This is a genomic window from Exiguobacterium sp. B2(2022) (genome assembly GCF_028823655.1).
Taxonomy (GTDB): Bacteria; Bacillota; Bacilli; order Exiguobacteriales; family Exiguobacteriaceae; genus Exiguobacterium; species Exiguobacterium aestuarii_A.
Map to the genome: position 1 here is coordinate 68,278 of NZ_JAPEHX010000002.1, position 20,513 is coordinate 88,790.

13 protein-coding genes are annotated in these 20,513 nt (G+C 35.9%); 11 read left to right on the forward strand and 2 right to left on the reverse strand.

Annotated elements, in window-relative coordinates:
• Window positions 1-3 precede the first annotated feature (3 nt).
• The 3 genes from ON063_RS00915 (at window position 4) to ON063_RS00925 (ending at window position 1,253) form a co-directional block, all read left to right on the forward strand.
• A complete protein-coding gene (locus tag ON063_RS00915; protein WP_274663926.1) occupies window positions 4-414 on the forward strand; it encodes a DUF350 domain-containing protein in 411 nt (136 codons plus the stop codon).
• 141 nt (window positions 415-555) lie between these two features.
• Entirely contained in the window at window positions 556-1,023 is a 468-nt protein-coding gene (locus tag ON063_RS00920) for a hypothetical protein (RefSeq protein WP_274663927.1), read from the forward strand.
• A 29-nt stretch (window positions 1,024-1,052) separates the two neighbouring features.
• Window positions 1,053-1,253 (forward strand): hypothetical protein, encoded by a 201-nt coding sequence (locus ON063_RS00925; RefSeq protein WP_274663928.1) that lies wholly within the window; start codon window positions 1,053-1,055, stop codon window positions 1,251-1,253.
• 56 nt (window positions 1,254-1,309) lie between these two features.
• Here ON063_RS00925 and ON063_RS00930 read toward each other — a convergent pair whose 3' ends face one another.
• Entirely contained in the window at window positions 1,310-2,197 is an 888-nt protein-coding gene (locus tag ON063_RS00930; RefSeq protein WP_274663929.1) for a phosphoadenosine phosphosulfate reductase domain-containing protein, read from the reverse strand.
• 260 nt (window positions 2,198-2,457) lie between these two features.
• On the opposite strand from ON063_RS00930, the gene ON063_RS00935 reads away from it, so the two are divergent.
• From ON063_RS00935 to ON063_RS00965, 7 genes are all read left to right on the forward strand, one after another.
• Window positions 2,458-4,854 (forward strand): hypothetical protein, encoded by a 2,397-nt coding sequence (locus tag ON063_RS00935; protein ID WP_274663930.1) that lies wholly within the window; start codon window positions 2,458-2,460, stop codon window positions 4,852-4,854.
• Between the two features lie 32 nt (window positions 4,855-4,886).
• Window positions 4,887-6,527 carry a hypothetical protein gene (locus ON063_RS00940; RefSeq protein WP_274663931.1) on the forward strand — a complete coding sequence of 547 codons (1,641 nt, stop codon included), beginning with the start codon at window positions 4,887-4,889 and terminating at the stop codon, window positions 6,525-6,527.
• Window positions 6,528-6,556: 29 nt separating this feature from the next.
• Window positions 6,557-11,755: an FtsK/SpoIIIE domain-containing protein gene (locus tag ON063_RS00945; RefSeq protein ID WP_274663932.1), complete on the forward strand. Its 5,199-nt coding sequence runs from the start codon at window positions 6,557-6,559 to the stop codon at window positions 11,753-11,755.
• Between the two features lie 60 nt (window positions 11,756-11,815).
• A complete protein-coding gene (locus ON063_RS00950; protein ID WP_274663933.1) occupies window positions 11,816-12,697 on the forward strand; it encodes a DUF4007 family protein in 882 nt (293 codons plus the stop codon).
• On the forward strand, window positions 12,690-16,049 hold the full coding sequence (locus ON063_RS00955) for a hypothetical protein (RefSeq protein ID WP_274663934.1): 3,360 nt from the start codon (window positions 12,690-12,692) through the stop codon (window positions 16,047-16,049). Before ON063_RS00950 ends, ON063_RS00955 begins: the two co-directional genes overlap by 8 nt.
• A gap of 2 nt (window positions 16,050-16,051) precedes the next feature.
• Window positions 16,052-16,315, forward strand: a complete 264-nt coding sequence (locus tag ON063_RS00960; RefSeq protein WP_047795533.1) for a hypothetical protein — start codon at window positions 16,052-16,054, stop codon at window positions 16,313-16,315.
• Between the two features lie 128 nt (window positions 16,316-16,443).
• Window positions 16,444-17,982, forward strand: coding sequence for a hypothetical protein (locus ON063_RS00965; protein WP_214695213.1), 1,539 nt, complete (start codon window positions 16,444-16,446; stop codon window positions 17,980-17,982).
• Window positions 17,983-18,021: 39 nt separating this feature from the next.
• Here ON063_RS00965 and ON063_RS00970 read toward each other — a convergent pair whose 3' ends face one another.
• Window positions 18,022-19,203, reverse strand: a complete 1,182-nt coding sequence (locus ON063_RS00970; protein ID WP_274663935.1) for a hypothetical protein — start codon at window positions 19,201-19,203, stop codon at window positions 18,022-18,024.
• Window positions 19,204-19,934: 731 nt separating this feature from the next.
• On the opposite strand from ON063_RS00970, the gene ON063_RS00975 reads away from it, so the two are divergent.
• Window positions 19,935-20,513, forward strand: a 579-nt coding sequence (locus ON063_RS00975) for a PIN-like domain-containing protein (protein ID WP_274663936.1), incomplete at its 3' end; no start/stop codon positions are given.

Sequence of the window (20,513 nt, forward strand, 5' to 3'; positions counted from 1 at the left end):
GGAATGGGTACGATTACGTTTGCCGTCATGCTGGAATCGTTCGGCCTCTATTCGATGGCAGGACTGATGATTATCGTCGGCCTTGCCATCTTCGAGGTGACGACGCCATACAGCAATTGGCGCGAGATTCAAAAAGGAAATATCGCCGTCGCTTTGGCGACAGGTGGGAAGATTGTCGGTCTCGCCAACATCTTCCGTGTGGTCGAGAGCTATCATGATAGCACGATCGACATTTTCGTCGGTGGAGGATTCGGCTTCATCTTGCTCCTCGCGACATACTGGTTGTTTGAATTTTTGACACCGACGCTGAAAGTGAACGAAGAGATTCAAAAAGGAAATATCGCCGTCGGGTTGTTGGCTTTCTTGCTGTCGATCGGGGTCTCCCTCGTCGTCGGCGCGGCATTGGTGAGGTGAAGACATGGTATACGAACGATTGGCAAAAATCTTGTTCATCGGGGCCGGGCTGTTCTTAGTGGCAGCGGCGCTGTGGTATATCTTTTATTGAGGAGAAAGGCGATGTCGTGAGGCATCGCTTTTTGATGAGGGGGCGAATGAATGATTGATCTATACAATCTCATGACGGCAACGGATTACGTACTCGACACGGAATCCTTTCAAATGAAGAATGAGGCGTATTATCCTCTAGAGTGGACGTTCTTTGGAGCTTCGGACCCGACGATGCTTCTCACATGGGACGCTGAGCGCGATCGTATCCGGATTCGGTTCGAACAGTATGCGCTCTTTCTTGGAACACTTGAAGAGCACGGTCTGAAGGAAGAAGGATTATGGAACGACCACCCAATCGTGAAGCTGAAGACTTCTCGTTTCATGTCATACGTACATGAAGGAATGGGAACAAATCGAGTGAACAGCGAGCGGGGGACGCTCTCTCATTATGTCATCCGTACAATCGAGCAGGAGTTTCACGTACTGGCGTATGAAGACCCGACCGTAGAAGATTTAGGGAAAGTTGGGGACACGGGGGTTATTGTGACGGAAGTGTTGGATCAGTTAGAGGAATAGGGAATGTAAGTACGTGAGGAGGAGAGAACATGAAATCATTCGAAATCGAATTTCATTTGATCAATGAAGAAGTACTGACGTATATGCTTGAAGCTGACACACGATATGAGGCATTAGAGTCAATTTTTCAGGCGTTTCGACATGCGAGTGATGGATTCGTGCAATTTGATGACGAGTTGATTGTGATGTTGGATCATGTGGCGTATGTGAAGGCGTTTGAGGTGGATTGAAGTAAACTATTGAAAAAGCAGACAAGCGTATTAAATATACGTCTGTCTGCTTTATATTATGAAAACGAACACACACAAGGAATCGTGTCATCTTTTTCAGCAAGATAAGCATCAACTCCATCTCGCTCCATCATTTCGCGATATTCACGTAATGTAAATGGTCCACCATTCCGTTTGAGAATAGATACGTCCTTTTGGAATTTCTCACGGAATCGTTCTTCCATAGCTTCTTGCTCTGCATATTGATCTGGCCATACTTTATAGAGAAGAGCATAGTGACCTAATCCACCACGTACACAGCGACCTCCACAGTTTGCATGTGAAAAGCCAAGGTCGTACATTCGAGGTAGTTTAATGCCCCATTCGTTTTGGATAATTGTCTTAGCGTCCATATCCTCTTTAAAGATTTCAATCATTGGGAACCGAGTTTCGATTGGTTCGATTGGATTGTGTTCATAAAAGTTTTGGAGATTAATTGCTCGATGCTGCTCGTGCGGACCGATACCAAAGTACAAGATTGGCTCCAAATTGTGAATATCTCGTAATTCTTCTAAGAAGATCATAGTCTGTCTGACTTTTAATTCTTCTGAACATTTTGCCATACGTGAATTTCCGAGAAAACGCATATCAAAAAATACTTCTTCAGGGGTTCTACCGTCGATACTTGTAGTGATGTCTAGTCCGATATAATCCGCAACTTCTTCCATGAAACGATAATTGTCCATGTCTTCCCATAGTGTATCAGTAAAGAAAAGAATCGAATTTTCTTTACCGTATTTTTGCACAATATGATAAGCGACATATGCTGAAGAAGCACCACCACTAAACATTGCAACATGAACAGGTTTTCGACCATGTTCTGCTGCGCTATAGTCTTTATTGTTTAGTTCCCCGAGCGCAAGGCGGCTCGTGGTTTTTTGTGTTTTAACATTATTCATATTCATTTAGAACACCTCATATCCTTATCATCTTCATATTATTACAGTAACGGAATGCAAATATACAAGAAACAAAAATGCTTACTTCTGAAACATATATTATAGGATAAGTAGCTTTTAACCATATCCAAAAAATAACCTGGTAAAGTTTTTTCCTTTCCAACCCCTTTTATTTACCATACATTAATATTACAATAATAGGAAGAAACGAAAATGTGAAACTTTATTATATTTTTTGAATGGATAGTTTTGAAAGGATGATAAGTATGGACAATAATCATGTATGGAACCACCTAGTTTCAGTAGCTGAAAGTGAAATTACATTTACTTTAAGTGATGTAAAACGAATGATTGAATTTAATCCGACTGAACAAATTTTTTATATGCAATCATTGTTCCTCCCACTTGCATACAATTGGATGATGGATTTAGGAAGTTTCTACAAATATTCTTTATTACCAAAGTCATATTTTGAGGCTCACTCTATTCAATATGGGTGGAAAGCATTAAAAACAAACTATAATTTATCTATGAAAAATTATAAAGAAGGAATTCGTTTTTTAGAAATTTGCGATATTGCGACAAAGCGTGATCTCAAGACAAAAGAAGCAAATGAAGCTTTGGGAATTTTATTAGAATTAGGTCAGTCATGGATTGCAGATTTTGAGAAAACGATAATTAATAACGAACCAAACTCTAATATCAAGAATGTGCATGAGAATTCATCATCAAAAAAATTAACACTGACAGATGATCTTACTAACATTGGACAAGCGGTTGAGCCAATGATTGAGCCGAAATATGTTGAACCAATTGAACCGAAAAGTGAGGAATCGGTGTCTCAAAATAGCAATCTAGAACAGGAGAGTGCTTCAAATATGAATCAGGAATTAGTTCAAGATACTGAAAAACTTGGAGAAATGAACGTGAGGGAACAAATTAATCCTTTTGTTGATTTCATGCATCAATATGACTTAACTACAGCTGACTATTCTAAAATCTTTGACGAGCATACAAAAAAAATTGAGTACAGTATCGATACTAACATTAATCAAAAAATTATTGATGAATTGTCAAATTCTCCACGTTCGATAATTATTACCGGTAATGCTGGTGATGGGAAAACGCGAATTTGTAGAAATGTGTATGATCAATTGGTGGATGAACCGTTTGAGGGTTGGCCAGAATCTGGCATAGAAGAAATTACATATAAAGACTATAAAATTCGGATTATTAAAGATTTATCTGAATTACGAGATGAAGTCATCGTTTCAGAATTAAAGAAAATGCAAGAAACCTTACACGATGCAAACCATAAACTGTACTTCTTAATTGCGGCGAATGAAGGAAAACTCACTCATACATTAATTAAATACCCAGAGTTAAAGGACTTAAAGAATCACGTTGTCCCTCAGTTCATGTCACCAAATAAAGAAATCAAAGAGACAGAACAAGTAAAAGTTTATAACTTACTTTACGCATCATCATCTGTATACGCTGAAAAAATTATTGAAGAGTGGAACAAGGAAGTGAATTGGGACATTTGTGGAACTTGTTCAAGTCGTAATAAATGTATTATCTATGATAATCATAATGCACTTAATAATTCAGTGACTCCTAAACGAATGATGCGTATGTACAAGTCCCTTGATATGAATGGAAAGCATATGACGATGCGTGAGCTTCTTATTCATCTTGCATATACTCAAACGGGAGGTATGACTTGTCGAAACATACATGAAGCCTCAAATAGTGACGCTATAAATGAATTGGCTAAAAAATCATATTATGAAAACTTCTTTGGAAACAATTTAAGACCAGAGATATTCGAGGAAATTAACGGTATCCAAGAATTTAAATCGCTAGATCCAGGCTATATTTCGGATTCTTTAATTGACGACTATATTTTGAATGGTGACCTAAGTAACCAAGATAAAACGAAAGAATCACACTCTAACTTATTTAAAGAAGGTATCGATGTCGAAAATGGAGCTTACTATGAAGAAGTAAAAATGTATCGCTCTAACATTAATGGGGACAACGTAAACGGTGTTGAGCTGATGAATAAATGGTTCCCAAGACTGCGTCGTAAATACTATTTCGAGTATAAAGACAATAAAAAAGTTGAGCAGTTGATTCCATACCGTCACCGCCATGAGTTTATTGGGATTTTGCATAAAGGGAAAATTGAACACAGCACAAAAATAAAACTCGTAGACGGATTGAATACATTTTTCGCAAAACGTATGGTCTATTCTCCATCAAATCAATTATATGTCGCATCAGATAGCCTATTAGTTCATCAAATTATCGGAATAGATCAAATTGATTTTGTTATTCAAGAGAAAAATGAAGATATAGATCAAGCTAGCACACTACTGTATTTGAAAATCAAAGATGTAGAGTTAGAAATTAATTTAGTAACATTCGAATATTTAATGCGACTTAGCAATGGCGGTATGTTGAATGTATTACGTGAACATGTTGAAATTTTGTTAAACAGCTTCAGAAACAGACTTATTCCAATGAAGAAGCAAAATGAAGACATTCTACAAATATTAAAATTTGATTATTCACAAGGTGCATTCGTTTTAGAAACTATTGAGATCAAATCTTCAGATGATATTGAAAATGATGAAATAGATTTAGATGATGACTATTAATAAAACTAATCTTTAGAACAGGAGAGTACTTTATGGAACAAGAAAAAGTCAGTTTTTCAAGTAAAATTGGTGCAGAGATATGGGGACATCGATTTAAAGATGGTCAACGAGGACCAGAATACACACTAGAATTTTTAAACGTTATGGCGGGGACAGGATTCAGTTTGCAACGAAAATATTATAATCGTCGAAAAATGATTGAATTCCGTCAATTTGTTTTCGAAGGAGAGAAAGAAGGATCAAAGGGTCATATCGCTGTTTTTGATAATGAGAAAAAAGATGTAATTCGGGAGAAACTTGGAATTAATGAGAAGCAGCTTGAAGACTTACAAGTATTTTTCAAGAACTTGACGATTCCGCTTACAACACCTATGGGTAAGCCGGTAGATCGTTCTTGGTATGCTCAAATGATGTATCCACTTCATGAATCGCTTCTTTTCACTGAAATTCGAGCGAATAGAGACAAAGGTAAATCGAATAACCCGACATATAGCTACGAAAGAAACTTTTTCGCTAGGGGCGGAGAGTTATATTATTTAATGCTTCATTATGGAACATTAAATAATAAGGAACTTCGAGAAAGTATCGAAGAAAATATGAAAAGTTTGTTATCCAACTCAAGTGGGCTGATTACTGTTGTTAATCAAATAAACGAAGCATTTGCGGAGTATGCCTCAACTGAAGATACTACAGTAAAGAGCGATCAACCTGCACCATTAATTAAAGATATCGAATTGGACGGTTTGATTAGCGGATGGGAAAAGTCTGAATATCCTCTGTTACCATCTACTAACTTAAAGCTTTATCAAGAGTTTGCAGAAGAACTTAATGCACTTTTGACTTTAAAAATAGATGTTTACGAAATGTTTGATATTTTAACTTCTTTAATTACGTTTCAGCTTCATCGATATATGATTTACCAGGCAGAACAAATTGTTCAAGAAAAAACTCATTACTTTATTGATTGCTTTGAAGGTCAAAATAAGTCAATCAAGTTTTTGGCTCAAGATGCGTATCGAATTCATGAAGCGGTTGTCAGTGACGCTTATAAAACATTTGTAGAAAAACGTGTTGCAGAAGTATTTCCTGATGAAATAGCCGAGAAGAAAATTGAAACTTGGTTAAATAGCTTAGATGAAACCAAAAAAACAAAAGTAGACGGTTATTCATCATTCTTTGAAGAACTAAATTTGAAAAATTTACATTCACCGAAGAAGAAAAAATTGATTGAGGCACTTGAAGTGTCAGATAAGAAAAAAGCTAAAAAAATGTTGAAGTTACGCATTACAGAACTTTATATGGAAGATCTATCTAAATCACAATTGCCTATAATGAAAACTTTAGCACGAGATGGTCAATTTATTATCTCTGGAAAGGGTGCTAAGGCTCGTTATGTTCTAAACGATAAGATATTGAGTGCACTAGTATATGCAACCTTAAACGGGGATGGGTCGCTCCCATATGATGATTTTCTAAATAAATTGTACGATAAATTTAATATCATCATTGGGGAGAGTGCGGCGAAAAAATCAGGCCTTTACTCAAAAGAAGGAATCAACTTGTCTCACTTTAGAAATAATGAGAAGAAAATGAGACAAAAGTTAAAACAAAATGGATTATTACAAGAGTATTCTGATGCCACTGCATTAATCCGAAATCCTTATTTCGCTTAATACGGAAATAAACAAAGGAGATTATGAATATGTCAGTAAGTACATCATATAAAGAAACAATCGTTGGGAATTGGATTGCACAGTATATATTGAATTATCTTAAGGACCACAAAAAGAAAAATGCAGAAAAGGTACTCATTAAAATTGAGGGGATTAATGAAGAGTATTTCCCAGCCGTTCTGAATTCGTTATTAGAGGAAGAGGCTCACTTTAAAACTTTTTATAATCCATTGATCCGAACAATTAAGCAAATTGATGGTTTTGATTCATTTGTTTTAAACGAAAATGAGAATGGGGTTTGGTTGAGAAACAATGTAAAGTCTAGTGAAGCTCTCATTCTTCTAATGAACGAGAGAACTCCTGAGGCACAAAGTCTAAAAGACATCGTCTCAATTGATGAAACTCAATTGCTCTCGGACGAAGGGCTAGATAGCTTAGATCAAGCACTTTCTGAGAAAAAGTTCTTAGAATCTCATCAAATTAAAGATTTGATGAGATTGATTGGAGCATATCAACACAAAGGAGAATTAGATTTACAACTCTCTATGTTGATTGCATATTTAGAGGATGTAATCAAAGTAAAAAATTCTTCAGATGAACCTTTTAAAACGATTCTTGGGAAACAACTTCCTCACTTTAGACTTTTTAAAGATGAATTTTTAAAGTTTGAGTCTTTAGAGTCACTTCGAAAACAGCTCAGAAAAAACTTTTTGTTAAGTCATCTTAGAAAAACAATGGTAACGTATCTTGATTCAGAAAAATTATTGAAAAATGTAGAGAACTTTATGTTGAATGAAGAGAAGACAAATTACTCCAGTGAATTATGGGAGAGCTTTGACGATGAAGTTCATTTTCTGGAGAAGGCTATGCAATTTATTGAACGAAAGAACAATGACTTTCTTTCGATGGTTTCTTACACAGACGCAGAGCGTATATTTGGGTTTAAAGTTTCAAATACCCTGAAAGATAAATTAAATAATGCTCGAGATATTTTAATTGATAAGTATAACAATGCTATTGATAGTGCAAAAACAATCGAAGAAGAAAATCAATTGAAACAACAAAAAATTGATGCGGAAAATCGATTTGATCGTGGAGTTGAAGCTGTAAATTCAAAAGCTGACATCGATGCTATTCGAGATTTTAGAGAAGAATATGAACAAGAATTGGAACAAGAAGGAATTTTGAAAAAGGTCGTAAATATCGAAAATAAGTTAGAGAATCCTTCAGAATATATTGATATGTTTGAAGCTATATTAGCTGAGAGTTTAGTAATGCTCGAGGATGTTGATCATGAGCAGTTTGAAGGGAATTTGTCTTTTGAAATTTCTGTTGATGAAAATCAAGAACTTTCAGAGAAACAAGCAATTTTCTTTAATTTTCATCTAAAGTCTTTATCGATGCTTTCATCAAATATGATTGTGTTATCACATTTAAAAGGCTCGGAAGAGATTTCAAAAGAAGTTGAATCGTTACCAGTAAGACTCCGACTCCTTCGGAATGAAGAACCAATTGCTAAGACTGATTTTAAAGTGGATGCAGGAGAAGCGATAAGTGGAAATAGTTTTACAAATTTTATCAATCAAATTCAACATGGTTATTTACAGTACATTGAAATTAAACGAGGTACTCCTACTGAAGGGGACTTTAAAAAATATTTAAATGAACAAAAAACTTATACATCTTTGACCGATAAGCGATTATTAAACCCTATCGAACAGTTTGATCAATTTAATCAAGAATATACTAAGATACTTCAAGCTGTTTTGAATGAAGAACGAGGTATTACGGCAGATGATTTAAAAAATGTTGCAACACTGACAGAAAATTTCTTGAAGTGTTCTGAAACAGATGTTGATGGAGTCCGCAAAATCTATTCGTTACTTAATGAGATGGGAACAATCAACATCGTTGAAACAAAAAATAGTAAACAGTCTGAAGTGGAACGAAAAGTAGTATCAATCTTTAATCCAATTCGTTTCATTGCATATGGCTATAAATTAGTACATTTCGGCAAATTGATTGAAGATTTATCTGACACTTCGACTGGACGAAATAAAGTTCAAGATGTAGAAGACCTTAAACAATACAAAGAATTCTTAAGAGGATCGTTTGCTAACCTGGCGCCTTCTTATTATGTTTCACAAGCAGGTAATCATTTGTTTGCGCAGGATGAGTTCTATGGGCAGGGTACTTATCTTGAAGGTGGCGAAATTGAGAGTGTTGCATCTCAAGCTACTTCATTTGCAAAAGAGATTGAAAAAGTCGCACATGATTATGTACGCGTTTATCCATATACTGCTGATTGTTTAGACATTTTATTTCTGTATGTAACAAACTTAGAATTTGTTAAAAAGAGTATCGAACAAATTCTAAAAAAAGATAATGTAAGAAAATTAAATGTTACGATTCATAGCCCAGCTAGGGCTGCAATGCTTTATGATGAAATCAATCAATGGATTCAATCTCAAGAAGATTACGTAAACGCAGTAGATGCATTTGGTGAGTTCCCTAGACTTGAAATAAATGTTCTACCGTTCAGTGACTCAAAAACTCTAGAAGAAAAGTTAGATTCACTGATGCTTGATTTTGATTTAGCTGTCTTTATCGATTATTTTGGACAACAAGATAATTTAAAAATCCCACATCAGTTTTATTCAGAACCATACAAAGAGTGCGGATTAGAAGATAAGCAATGGACCTTCTATGAAAACCGTGAATTCAAATCAATTAAAGAAGGTACACGTCTACTAAACTATGCTTCTCCAACTCAGCCTAAAGTCATGCAACAATTTTATAATATGCAAGCCATTCTAAATGACGGCATAATTATTGAAGCTGAAAAAATTGGATTACTTAAAGGGAAATTATCTGTAACACGAACAGAAACAAATACATTGTATAAATTGGCACATGAAAAATTCAATTGGGTTATCACATATGATAAATTTATGGACCCACTATTGATGAAACAAGTAGCAGAAGGTTCTAACATTATTCGATACCACGTGAATCGATCAGGTAAAGAAGAAATCAAAGTGCTTGTTTCTTCTTCGGATTCAATTCGAAGATCATCTGAAAAAGAAGTCGAGACAAATTATTATAGAACTAGACTTCATAGTCGTCTTAAAGACCAATTGAAAGTCACTACTTTAGACGAGCAAAAAGTAGATGAGTCTCTAAAAATTGTAAAAGACTTATCTGGAAGCTTAGTACTTCGTGCTTTAGGTCCTGGGAAATTTGTAAACGAGTTCTTATCAGTATATCTGACAGTTGTTCAAAATAATGAAAATCAGAATGACGTAGTACTATGGGATATGTGTGATGAGTTAGAATGGTTTAGAACACGTCAAAAGAGACCGGATCTTTTAAAAACAACTATTCAATATTCATCTGAAACAGGAACATATGATATTAACTTTGATTTAATTGAACTTAAGCTGATTCAGCAGGAGAGCTATGTAAGTGAAGTCACAGATGCAAAAGTTCAATTATTATCAGGTGAAAGAGCTCTTCAGAAATTCTTCAGACGATTTGACTCACCACTTGAACGTGAGTTATATCTCAACTCCTTCTTATTGCATTTAGAAGATAAGAGAGCATATGAAGAGTATGAGCTTGCACTATTACACGAACTTAAGAATAACGTGAATGCAAAAATCAATTTCTCATTCACAAAATCAGTATATGCATATATTCATAATAAAAATACTGATTTCGAAGGAAGAGTTCAGTTATCACCGGGTCATTATTACGAAAAAGAAGATGAAGATGGTATTGTTGTGCATACGTTTACTAGATCCTACATCTTATCAGAAATGAATGTCTCGAGTGATGAATTGATACTCGAGATTCCAGAGAATGATGAGGATGATTTGGTGCCTTTAGAGGATGATACAAGCAACACATCTTCAAGCACATCAAATGAAAACGATTGGACTGCCCCTACTTTAATAAGTCCAATTCAGCGACCGGATGATATCCTTGTAATTGATGATGAATCTAGTGAAATAGACTATCATAAAGACTCTGTAGATCCTACCCAGCCGAAGTCTAGTGATCAAACTCACTACCAATATCCCGAGGATATTGCATTGGTAAATGTTCAAGTACCTAATGAAGATTCTTTTGATGAAACCCTTCAGACACTTGGAAATCGTTACGCGGATACTTTACAGACGAAACTAAGAATTAACGGTGTTCAGTTTACGGTAGAACGAACGATAGTCGGAGCAAGTGTCATTCGAATTATTGGTAGAATTCCACCAAATCAAAGTATTTCGGCAGTTGAGAAGAAAGCGAAAGACATGCCTTTGTGGTTACAAATCGATTCTCCACCGACTATTTTTAGTGATAGAAATGGGATTAATATCGATATTAATCGGAATGACCCTGATACAATCTTTTTCTCTCAATTTATGAAGTATGTTCGTAACGACGTGAAGAAAGAAGACTTAGATAAAGGATTCGTGGTCCCGATTGGATTAAGCCCTTTAAATGAAGTTATGACAGTTGATTTTAATGGAACAGAGCCGCATATGTTGGTTGCTGGATCCACCGGAAGTGGTAAAAGTGTAAGCTTAAACTCGATTGTCATGTCTATGATGTGTCTTTACGAGCCGAAAGATCTTCAATTTGTATTCATTGACCCGAAACAAGTTGAGTTTTCGATGTTTGGTGGAGTAAAGCACACTGAAAAAGTATTGTTAGACTTAATGGAATCTGCTGATTATTTAGATGTAATGATTGCAGAGATGGAAAGTCGTTATAGTAAGTTCAGAGATTCATTTGCGAAGAACTTAATGGAGTATAACGAACTATTGATTCAGGAAAACCGTCCTGATGAAGTATTACCACGCGTCGTCATAGTGTTTGACGAGTTTGCTGATTTTATGATGCAAGATAAAGAATTTGCACAACGAATTGAAACTGCAATTAAGCGTTTAGGTCAAAAGGGTCGTGCTGCAGGTATTCATATGATTGTGTGTACACAATCTCCAAAAGCGGAAATTATTAGTACCACAATTAAAAATAACTTAGCAGCAAGATTGTGTCTTCGAGTCACAGATAGTGTCGCATCAAACGTAGTCATGGATACCTCTGGTGGTGAAAACTTGGCTGGAAAAGGTGACTACTTGTTCAAAACAAATAAAGAACCGGCACGTGGTAAGAGTCCTTACCTTCAACCGCAAGCTTTACGCGCACTAATGCAACATTTCAAGAAATAAACCGTGAAGTAGCTACGAACGTAGCTACTTCACTTCTTTTGGAAGATAGGTGGGAAAAATATGGGATTTGGACAACATCAAAGTTTTTACTTTCGTCCTTCATGGATTAATAAAGGATTAGAACACATTGGTCAAAACTCTAGATTTTTTTATGAGAAAAACCATTTCGAAATTCTCGGTCTTGGAAAAAACATGGCTAAATCTTTGAGACATTGGTTGATTGCTACAAATGTTGTAGAGGAGCAAAAGGGAAAAAAAACAGTTCATACCTTTACTGATTTTGGTCAAATCATTTATAAATACGATCGACATTTGCAACATGGCTTATCGTTAGGGATGTTACATTATTATCTTGTAACGAATAAAGATATGGCGACTTCATGGTACTGGTTCTTCAATGAGTATCGAGAGTCAGTATTTGATCGAGAAAGATTAATTACAGCTTTAGAGAAGTGGATAGAGGTTAGTGGGTTAAAAGCTGTTTCACCTAACACGCTTAAACGTGATATCGACTGCCTTCTTAATATGTATGCATTGAAGGATTATAAAAATTTAACTCCAGAAGATGTCATATCATGTCCCCTCGAAAACTTAGAGATGATTTCTAAGAACGTAAGTAACTACTACACGAAGTCTTTTGCAGATGTAGATGAAATACGAGATATTTTATTCGTTTCTTTACTCGTATATTCAGAAAAGCATGGACAGAATGAATTTGCGGTAGAAGAGTTAGCTGAGAGTCCAGAACTTTGGGGGAAAGTGTTCAATCTTTCAAGAAGCGCAATCGTAGAATATGCAACACAAATGACTGAAGGATATCCAATTAGATTCATCAGAACGAATAAGCTTGACACGATACTCCTTACTAAAGAAATAACGTCTATTGAGGCTTTGAAAGAAAAATTCGAACAATATAGTAAAGAGGTAAGTAGTTATGCATAAGTTTCAACCAAGTATCAATATCTCGTACGATTTTCAGAAAGATAATTTATTGACGCAATTTGTGCCGAATCAAAAACAATTATCAATCATTCAAAGAGTTTTAGAAACTGTAACGAATGCAAATGAGAACATGAATTCTCACTTGTTAATTGGACCTTACGGTGCTGGAAAATCGATGGTCGGAGCCATTATCTCTAATTTAATGATGAGCCGACGAAACGGAAAAACATTGAAGAGTTTTTATGCAAATGTTGCTCAAATTGATCAAGAGCAAAGTGAATTTTTAGAAAATCTTATTAGGTCTAAAGATAAACGTTGGATTCCAGTAGCGATTGTTGGTCATTCAGGCAAGTTGGCAGAAGTCATTCTCCAAAATACTGTGGAAGCCCTAAAAAAAGAAGGAATCTCATTCAGCTTAAAAGGTGAAGAAGATCAAATCATTCAGACGATAAAGAATTGGCGGATGAATTATCAGAGTACGTATTCTAACCTTGAGAAGCTGTGCGCTCAAGATAACCAAAGTCTTGATACTTTAGTTGCTCAAATCAAAGCTGGAAGCAAAGAAGCGATAGATTTGTTCAAGAAGTACTACACAATCCTTACTTCAGGAGCATCATTGATTGTTACAACTAAGACAACTGAATTAGAACAATTAGAATATATTTTGAAACAGCTAAAAAAACAAAAAGTTGGGCTGTTCATTACTTATGACGAATTTGGTCGTTTTCTTCAACTACTTGATAAATCTCAAACATATAAAGCGATGCAAGAAATGCAAGACCTAGCAGAACTCTCGAACCGGCTTGATAACCTAGGTATTCTGTTTATTACTCACTCAGGGTTAAGACAGTATGCAGAAAAAAATAGTTTTTCAAAATCGGAATTAGAGAGAGTGGAAAAAAGGTTTAGCGCCCACTATTTAGAGAGTGATTCTTCTTTATTTTATCGGTCTGCATTTAAAGTATTGGGACGACAAGAAGAAGTCAAAACGCCAAGTTTGTTTCTTCAGAATGATATTGAACGATATAAAATCGATATTGCTAAATTTAATTTATTCCCAGAGATGTCTGCACAAGAAATCGATGGAACAATATTAGAAGGATGTCAACCGATCCATCCACTCACCATTTATTTATTACCTCAACTATCGAATATATTAGGTCAAAACGAGAGAACTCTATATATGTTCTTATCTCAGTTCGACGGTGAATTTGACGAAACAAAATGGTATTACGCAGATGAGTTATTTGATTATTTTTATTCGGACGAAACACTCTACTATAGAATTGAAGAATTAAAGCAATATCGATTTGCGGTCAGTTATGGAGTTTCCGATAATGCCCTTCGTCTTATAAAATTATTGACTTTGCTCGAGAATTTTAAAGGGAAATTTTTAGTACAAGAAGATTTAATTAGTTTTGGTCTTGGAATCAGTATGGATGATGCGAAAAAAGTTATTGAAGAGTTACTTCAAGTAAAATTACTAAGGTACAATCGCATCTCTGGTTCTTATGAAATGTATACGGGTTCAATTATTGAAATTGATGATTTAATTAAACAATACCGCTTAAAAATTAAAGATGATGATCTTCTTAGAGCTCAGCCTTTAAAAGAGCTTATTAAGAACAAGTACTACCTCCCATTAACTTATAATAGCGATAAAAGTATGACGAGATATATTGAAGTAGATTTTTACTTTAACTTAGACTCTGTTGATAACGTACATGTTTCGGCAGATGGTGAAATGTCTGTACTTTTATTAGGTGAAGATGAACTAGATGACGTACTATCTTTAGCCAAATATTCTAAAGGATTTTCAGACAGAATTTTTATTGGATTCGTATTAGATAAACATGAATTAGTGGAGAAAATTGATGAGTACCGCACACTAATACACATGTTGAATGATAAAGTTCTATTAAAATCTGATGAACAGTTAGAATCAGAAATCGGATACCGGATTGAAAACTTAATTTTTGAAATTCGACAATATCTATCACCGTTAGAGAATTTTAGTTCGAAACAATTAACATGGTATTCCGATGGAAAAGAAATTGGAAACATTGATTCTAGATTTGCATTAGAGAGTTTTTTGTCTAATTGGATGAATAACCGGTTTAGTCAAACATTAGAAGTAAGGAATGAAGGATTTAACAAGCAAAGAGTTTCAAAGGTACAGCGAAATGCTGCGATTAGTGTCTTAGACAAATTGATGAAAAGTCGTTTAATAGAGGAGATTGAGATTGAAGGGTTTGGTCCAGATTATTTGATTTATGTTTCAATTTTAAAAAATAATCATTTAAATCCTTTTGAACTAACGAATTTAGACTCAACTATTCTGCAAGATATGCGCGAATCCTTGTTGAATTATATTGAGACTTCTGATCGCGGTAACTTACTCACGCTCATGAAAATCCTTCAAAAAGAGCCTTTTGGGATGCGAAAACCGACTGTGCCGATTTTGACAGTTTCACTATTGAAAGACTATTGGCACCAACTTTCGTTTTATGCGAACGGGCTATTCGTTGAAGAAATGAATGCGGAACTTTTGTACTCAATTCTTGAGCAAGAAGCAGGTTTTTATGAATTTGAATTCTACAAATTAGATGAACAAGTTCGTCAAACTATTTTAAAGGTGAATGATATCTTCTTTGATAATTCATTTGAAGAACACCCTGTACAATTATTTAGTAAATTGCGGAGATGGTTACGCCAGTTGCCTAGATATACTCAAATCACTTCGAATCAATCAAGCTATTTAATTGATTTCAAGGATATCATTAGGTATAGCGAGATTGATCCAATGGATGCAGCTAATCGTTTAAGTCAACTCATTAAACAAACAGGTTTGGCATTTTCTGACGTGAAAGAAGAATTAGAATCTCATTTGTCATTAACTAAAAATGAATTGAGAAGTAAAGTGAAATCGATTTTAGCGATAGACAATGATTTGGAGAGTTGGATGGACTCCAATCGTGAACTCGTATCGAAAAATCCCATTTTGTTTGAAGTGATACATTCTATGGATCAAGGTGAAGATTGGCTAGCGTTATTGATCCGTAAAACGGTTGGTGTTCGTCTAGATGAATGGTCAGATGTTACATTAGATTCTTTTGATTCTTCTGTTCAGCGTCTAGTCGTTGTTTCAAATTCAGAAGAAACGATTCGGGTTGTCACAAATAATCAAACAACAATCGAAATTCAAAAGATGGACCTCTCCGTCAAAGGAAAAACGATATTTAATAATGTTCAGCGTATTGTAAAATCGAGTGGGCGAACAATGCAAGCTGAAGAAGTAAAGTTTATTTTGTATAAACTGTTAGAGGAGTTAGAGAAAAGTTCGGAGGAGTGACGATGCGTCTAGATTTAGTGAGAAAAATTGAATTTGCAATAAAAAGTCATGGTGGAAAAGCGACCTTAAAAGAAATCTATGATTATGTTGAGAAGTCATTTTATCAACTTGGTTTGGACGATTACAAAGATTGGAAATCACAAGTGAGGAAGCATATCCATATGCATTCGAGTGATTGTGATATTTATCGAGGAGAACGAGATTTATTCTACTCAGTCGAAGGTAAAGGAAAAGGCATTTGGGGTCTCAGACAATCCAATAATTAACGAAAGCGGGACCAATTTCACTTGGTTCCGCTTTCAATGTTTACAAAACATCACACCCTATTGTCACACAATGTTCATTCCTGTACACTTCGATATTGTGTGCTAAAAATTATGTTAGGGGTTAGTCAATGGAACTTGTACAGCAATTATCTCAAATGCAACTCATCAACCAATTCTGGTTGCTTATGGCCTTCATCATCCCGATGGTCATTTTATCTCGTATGGTCGTGGCTGGGACGCGCTTCTCGCCGATCCTCGTCATCGTTATCTTCGGTCTCGGTCTCGGCTTCGGGATGGTCGAGCTCGGCATCGCGACACCGGGACTTCCTGAATTCCCGCTCGTCGACTTTTTGTCACGGACGACAATCATCGCATTAGTCGTTTCGTTCTTCGTCGGTGGACAGGAACTTCGTAAGATCTTAAGCAAACAAGAGCTCGACATGGAAGACATCGTCGTCCCTGCAAAAGAGGAGATGTTCCTCGGGACAGGACGTACGCAGTTCATCTTCATTCTCCGTTCGTTCTTCTTGCTCGTCGGTTTGGAAGGATTCTTCCGTATGGCAATCGAGCCAGGTACGGCAGAAGGGATTGCGCTTTACTACCCAATCCTCGCACTCCTCGGTCTTGCCGTGTCGTTCTTACTTATCGACCATAAAGCACAGATTCAGGACAAGAAAGTATACATGCAAAAAGGTGTCATCGAGACAGTTCTCTTGCTTGTCATCTTGTTCGTCTCGTTCTTGATTGCGACAGCAGTGCAGCCGATCATCGCACTTCCGCAAATCTTCTTTGCGATGTTGATCTCGTCAGCGCTCGGTGCCATCTTCCATAACTGGACGTATGGACCGACTGTCCGCGCGCTTCTCTTCGCAGGGATTCCGGTCGTCTTGGCTGCCAACTTCATGGTCGGTGGTTCACGAATTGGTGATGCGTTCGCGATTGAAGGCATGAACTCGATTCTCGTATACGGTTTCTTCGGTCAGTTGTTCTGGATGTTCGGTGGAATCGCACTCATCATGTGGTTCGCTCGTACGGGTCACATCCGTAACCTCGCGCCAGGTATGGCGGGATCACTTTCACACAGTGGTCTCACAGGAGCGTGTACGGCTGGGGACTTCGGTCAAGTGGCGGCAAAACGTGCGCCAATCATGATCAACATCCCGTTCTTCGGACACATTTTCGTCTTCTCGATCCTCGCAGTCAGTGCCGACAACGGCGCGCTCTGGATTTGGCCGACGATGATTATTGTCTTGATCGGTCTCGCGCTCACGGCGCTCGCGTTGAAAAACTTGCGTGCGGCGAACGGGGAAGACTTCAAAGAAGTCAAAGCCCTTATGCAGTTCTCGTTCGGATGGCAGATGATGGCTGTCTTCGGTGGTCTCGTCATCTTGACGTTCAGCACGATTGCATTTGATTACACGACAATGGCACAATCGTCGGCAATCTCGCACTTCGGCTTGTTCGCAGCGGTTCAAGGCGGAATGTTCGGGACGGAAGCATCGCTTCTCATCCCGCTCATCTTCTCGATGCCGTTCCTCGTGCACCCGATCGTCTTCTACATGTTCGGGAAAGCACTCGACAACAATGGCGAAATGCCACGTGTGCCGGTATATGCGATGGCGCTCGTTGGTGTCGTCGGTGTATCTGCAGCGATTTTCGTCTTATAATAAATAGCCGCTTCTACAGATTCGTAGAAGCGGCTTCTTTTATCGGAAATGTATTCTAGGTACTTCTGTAAAACCGAGAGAGGATATTTGCATTATTGAATTGAATAGTACTTCACTAAATATAGATTCAGGTAAAGCAAAGTTTCTTCGATAGGGCTTTAGTGTCCATTTTTCTGCAATTGCACGATGTCCTTGTGATTCACAGGATGTAATTACTGAATTTTGAGCATGAATTTTAGTTATTTCTTTTGCTTGATATCTCCTTGTACTGTTTGCCACAGCACGATAAATAATATTGAATATTTGTGCTGTTGAAAAATGATTGAGTAAATAATCAAATACTTGATATGATTTTTTGCCTAAATTAAATGAGTAACCCACCTTATTCATTTCAAAAAGAAGATATTCTTCAATTTCATTTAGTGCAATTTGTCTCCATTTTTCATAACAAAATTCTACATCAAATGATTCGGGGTCAGGATATAGCAATCTTTGAATCATTAAATAATAGTTTCCGTCACCAGAAATTACATTTATCTTATATGCCACTTGATATCCATGATAAGAAACATCGCGATTTCCTTCTTCGTCTATTTCCAAAACGAAAGCATCTAAGCTGGAGTGTTCACTAATTAAAATTAAATTTCTTGCTGTTAATGTATTAATTATTTCTTTTATTAACTGATTGGTAGGAGCAATTTTTCTGCTAATTTCGTTTAGTGGGCCTATAATTTTCATATCTTCGGAAAGTGCTGCTCTTAGAATGATACTCATATAAAAACGATCTTCTAAAGATAAGTCGTTTTCAGAAACTACAGGAACATCTAAATTTATAAAAATTGCATCAACTATTTCTCTTTTCTCTTCTTCTAATTCTATTCGTTCTTGTTCACAAAAATAACAGTCACAAAAACGAGAATTGGCTTTATGAAAGCAATAGGGACAAGATGGTTTAGTTCGAATCATATGGACACTCGATTTAGACTGTAATTCACCATGTAATTGTGAGTTACATTTCTCGCAATGCGCCTTTAAAAAAACAGAGGGGAAAACTTTAACCAATTTCGATGGAGTAATTAATATTTTGTAGTCGTTCAAAATATTATTGACTTTTTCATCGTCGTAATACTTTGTGATAACTTCATAAATTTGTTCATTTGATAAGTGCTTCAAACTCGGGTCTAAGTCATTGAAATTAATATGTCCGATTGCTATCTGCATATACTACCTCCGAAATAAAACCTTTGTTCATTTATAATTAGTATAAGTTTCCTAAGCCTATTTCAAAAGAGTTTTCTATATCTTCTAAGAGAATTTCATCATTGTTACTTACTGAGGTGTTCAACGAAAGCGATAATCTTAAAGATACCGATGTACAGCACTTTTATTTAATTTATGAGTTGGCTAAATTAAGGTCTAGCTGGAAAACTAGGTGATTGATGGGATAACCTGAATCTTTAAGACAATATAAAAACACCTTTGCGGTGAGTGGCCGACTAGAGAAATCATGAAGGAAAAAGTAATCAAAATTGTCTCCTAGATTCACACAGTGATGAGATAGTATTGTTTCAATGAAATCTATCGATTTGACCAGCCGATTGGAAAGCAGCACGACTACGGACACGGTCCTTATTTCGCTAGCGAGAATGAAAAGAATGGACGTCAACTATCTCATTTGAAGACGGAGAACGAGATCTTAAAAATTCTTGAAGATTGAAAAAAAGTTGAGAAAGAAGTAGTTCTAAAGGTTGGAGGCTCCTGAGGGCAAATATACAGTCACATATATCCTGGGCAACATATTATCGTTAGATCAGCCTACGAACTTTAATTTTTATTGAATAGATTTAATAACGGGTAACTATATCAAAATTCCTTTCATTTCCCTTATATAATATTGTTTTAATTAATTTGTTTTTATTATACAATTTATTTACATAAAAAGGAGGGTTTTTGTGACTGAATTTAAAGGTTTTATTGGTTATGAAGATGATGAATTTAAAAATTTATGGAGTGATTCTATTTTTGTAGTTGATACTAATGTATTGATAAATTTTTTTAAATACACTTCTAGCGACTCTACAAATAGTCTAATGAAAGTTTTAAGATATTTGAAAGATAGTAATCGACTTTGGATCCCCCATCAAGTTGCTCTAGAGTATTTTTTTAATTACGAAAAAAATATGAACAAACAAATGGATGCTCATTCAGAAATTCATCAACTGAAAAATAATTTAGCAGATGAGTTGAAACAAAAGATATCGAAATTTAGAAGTGATCATCCATATATATCTGTAAATACAAATGCTAAATTAGACGAATATTTATCTGAAATCGAAAAAGTGGGTTCAAATCTTGAACAAACTATTGAGACAGAAGTTGCTAATATGTCTAATCCAGAATCTATACATAATGACATTTTAAGTATCTTAAAAGGAATAGTTGGAGATCCGTATTCTCAAAATAAGATTGATACGATAGAAACTCAGGGAGTGGATAGATATAAGTATTCTATCCCGCCAGGATTTAAGGAT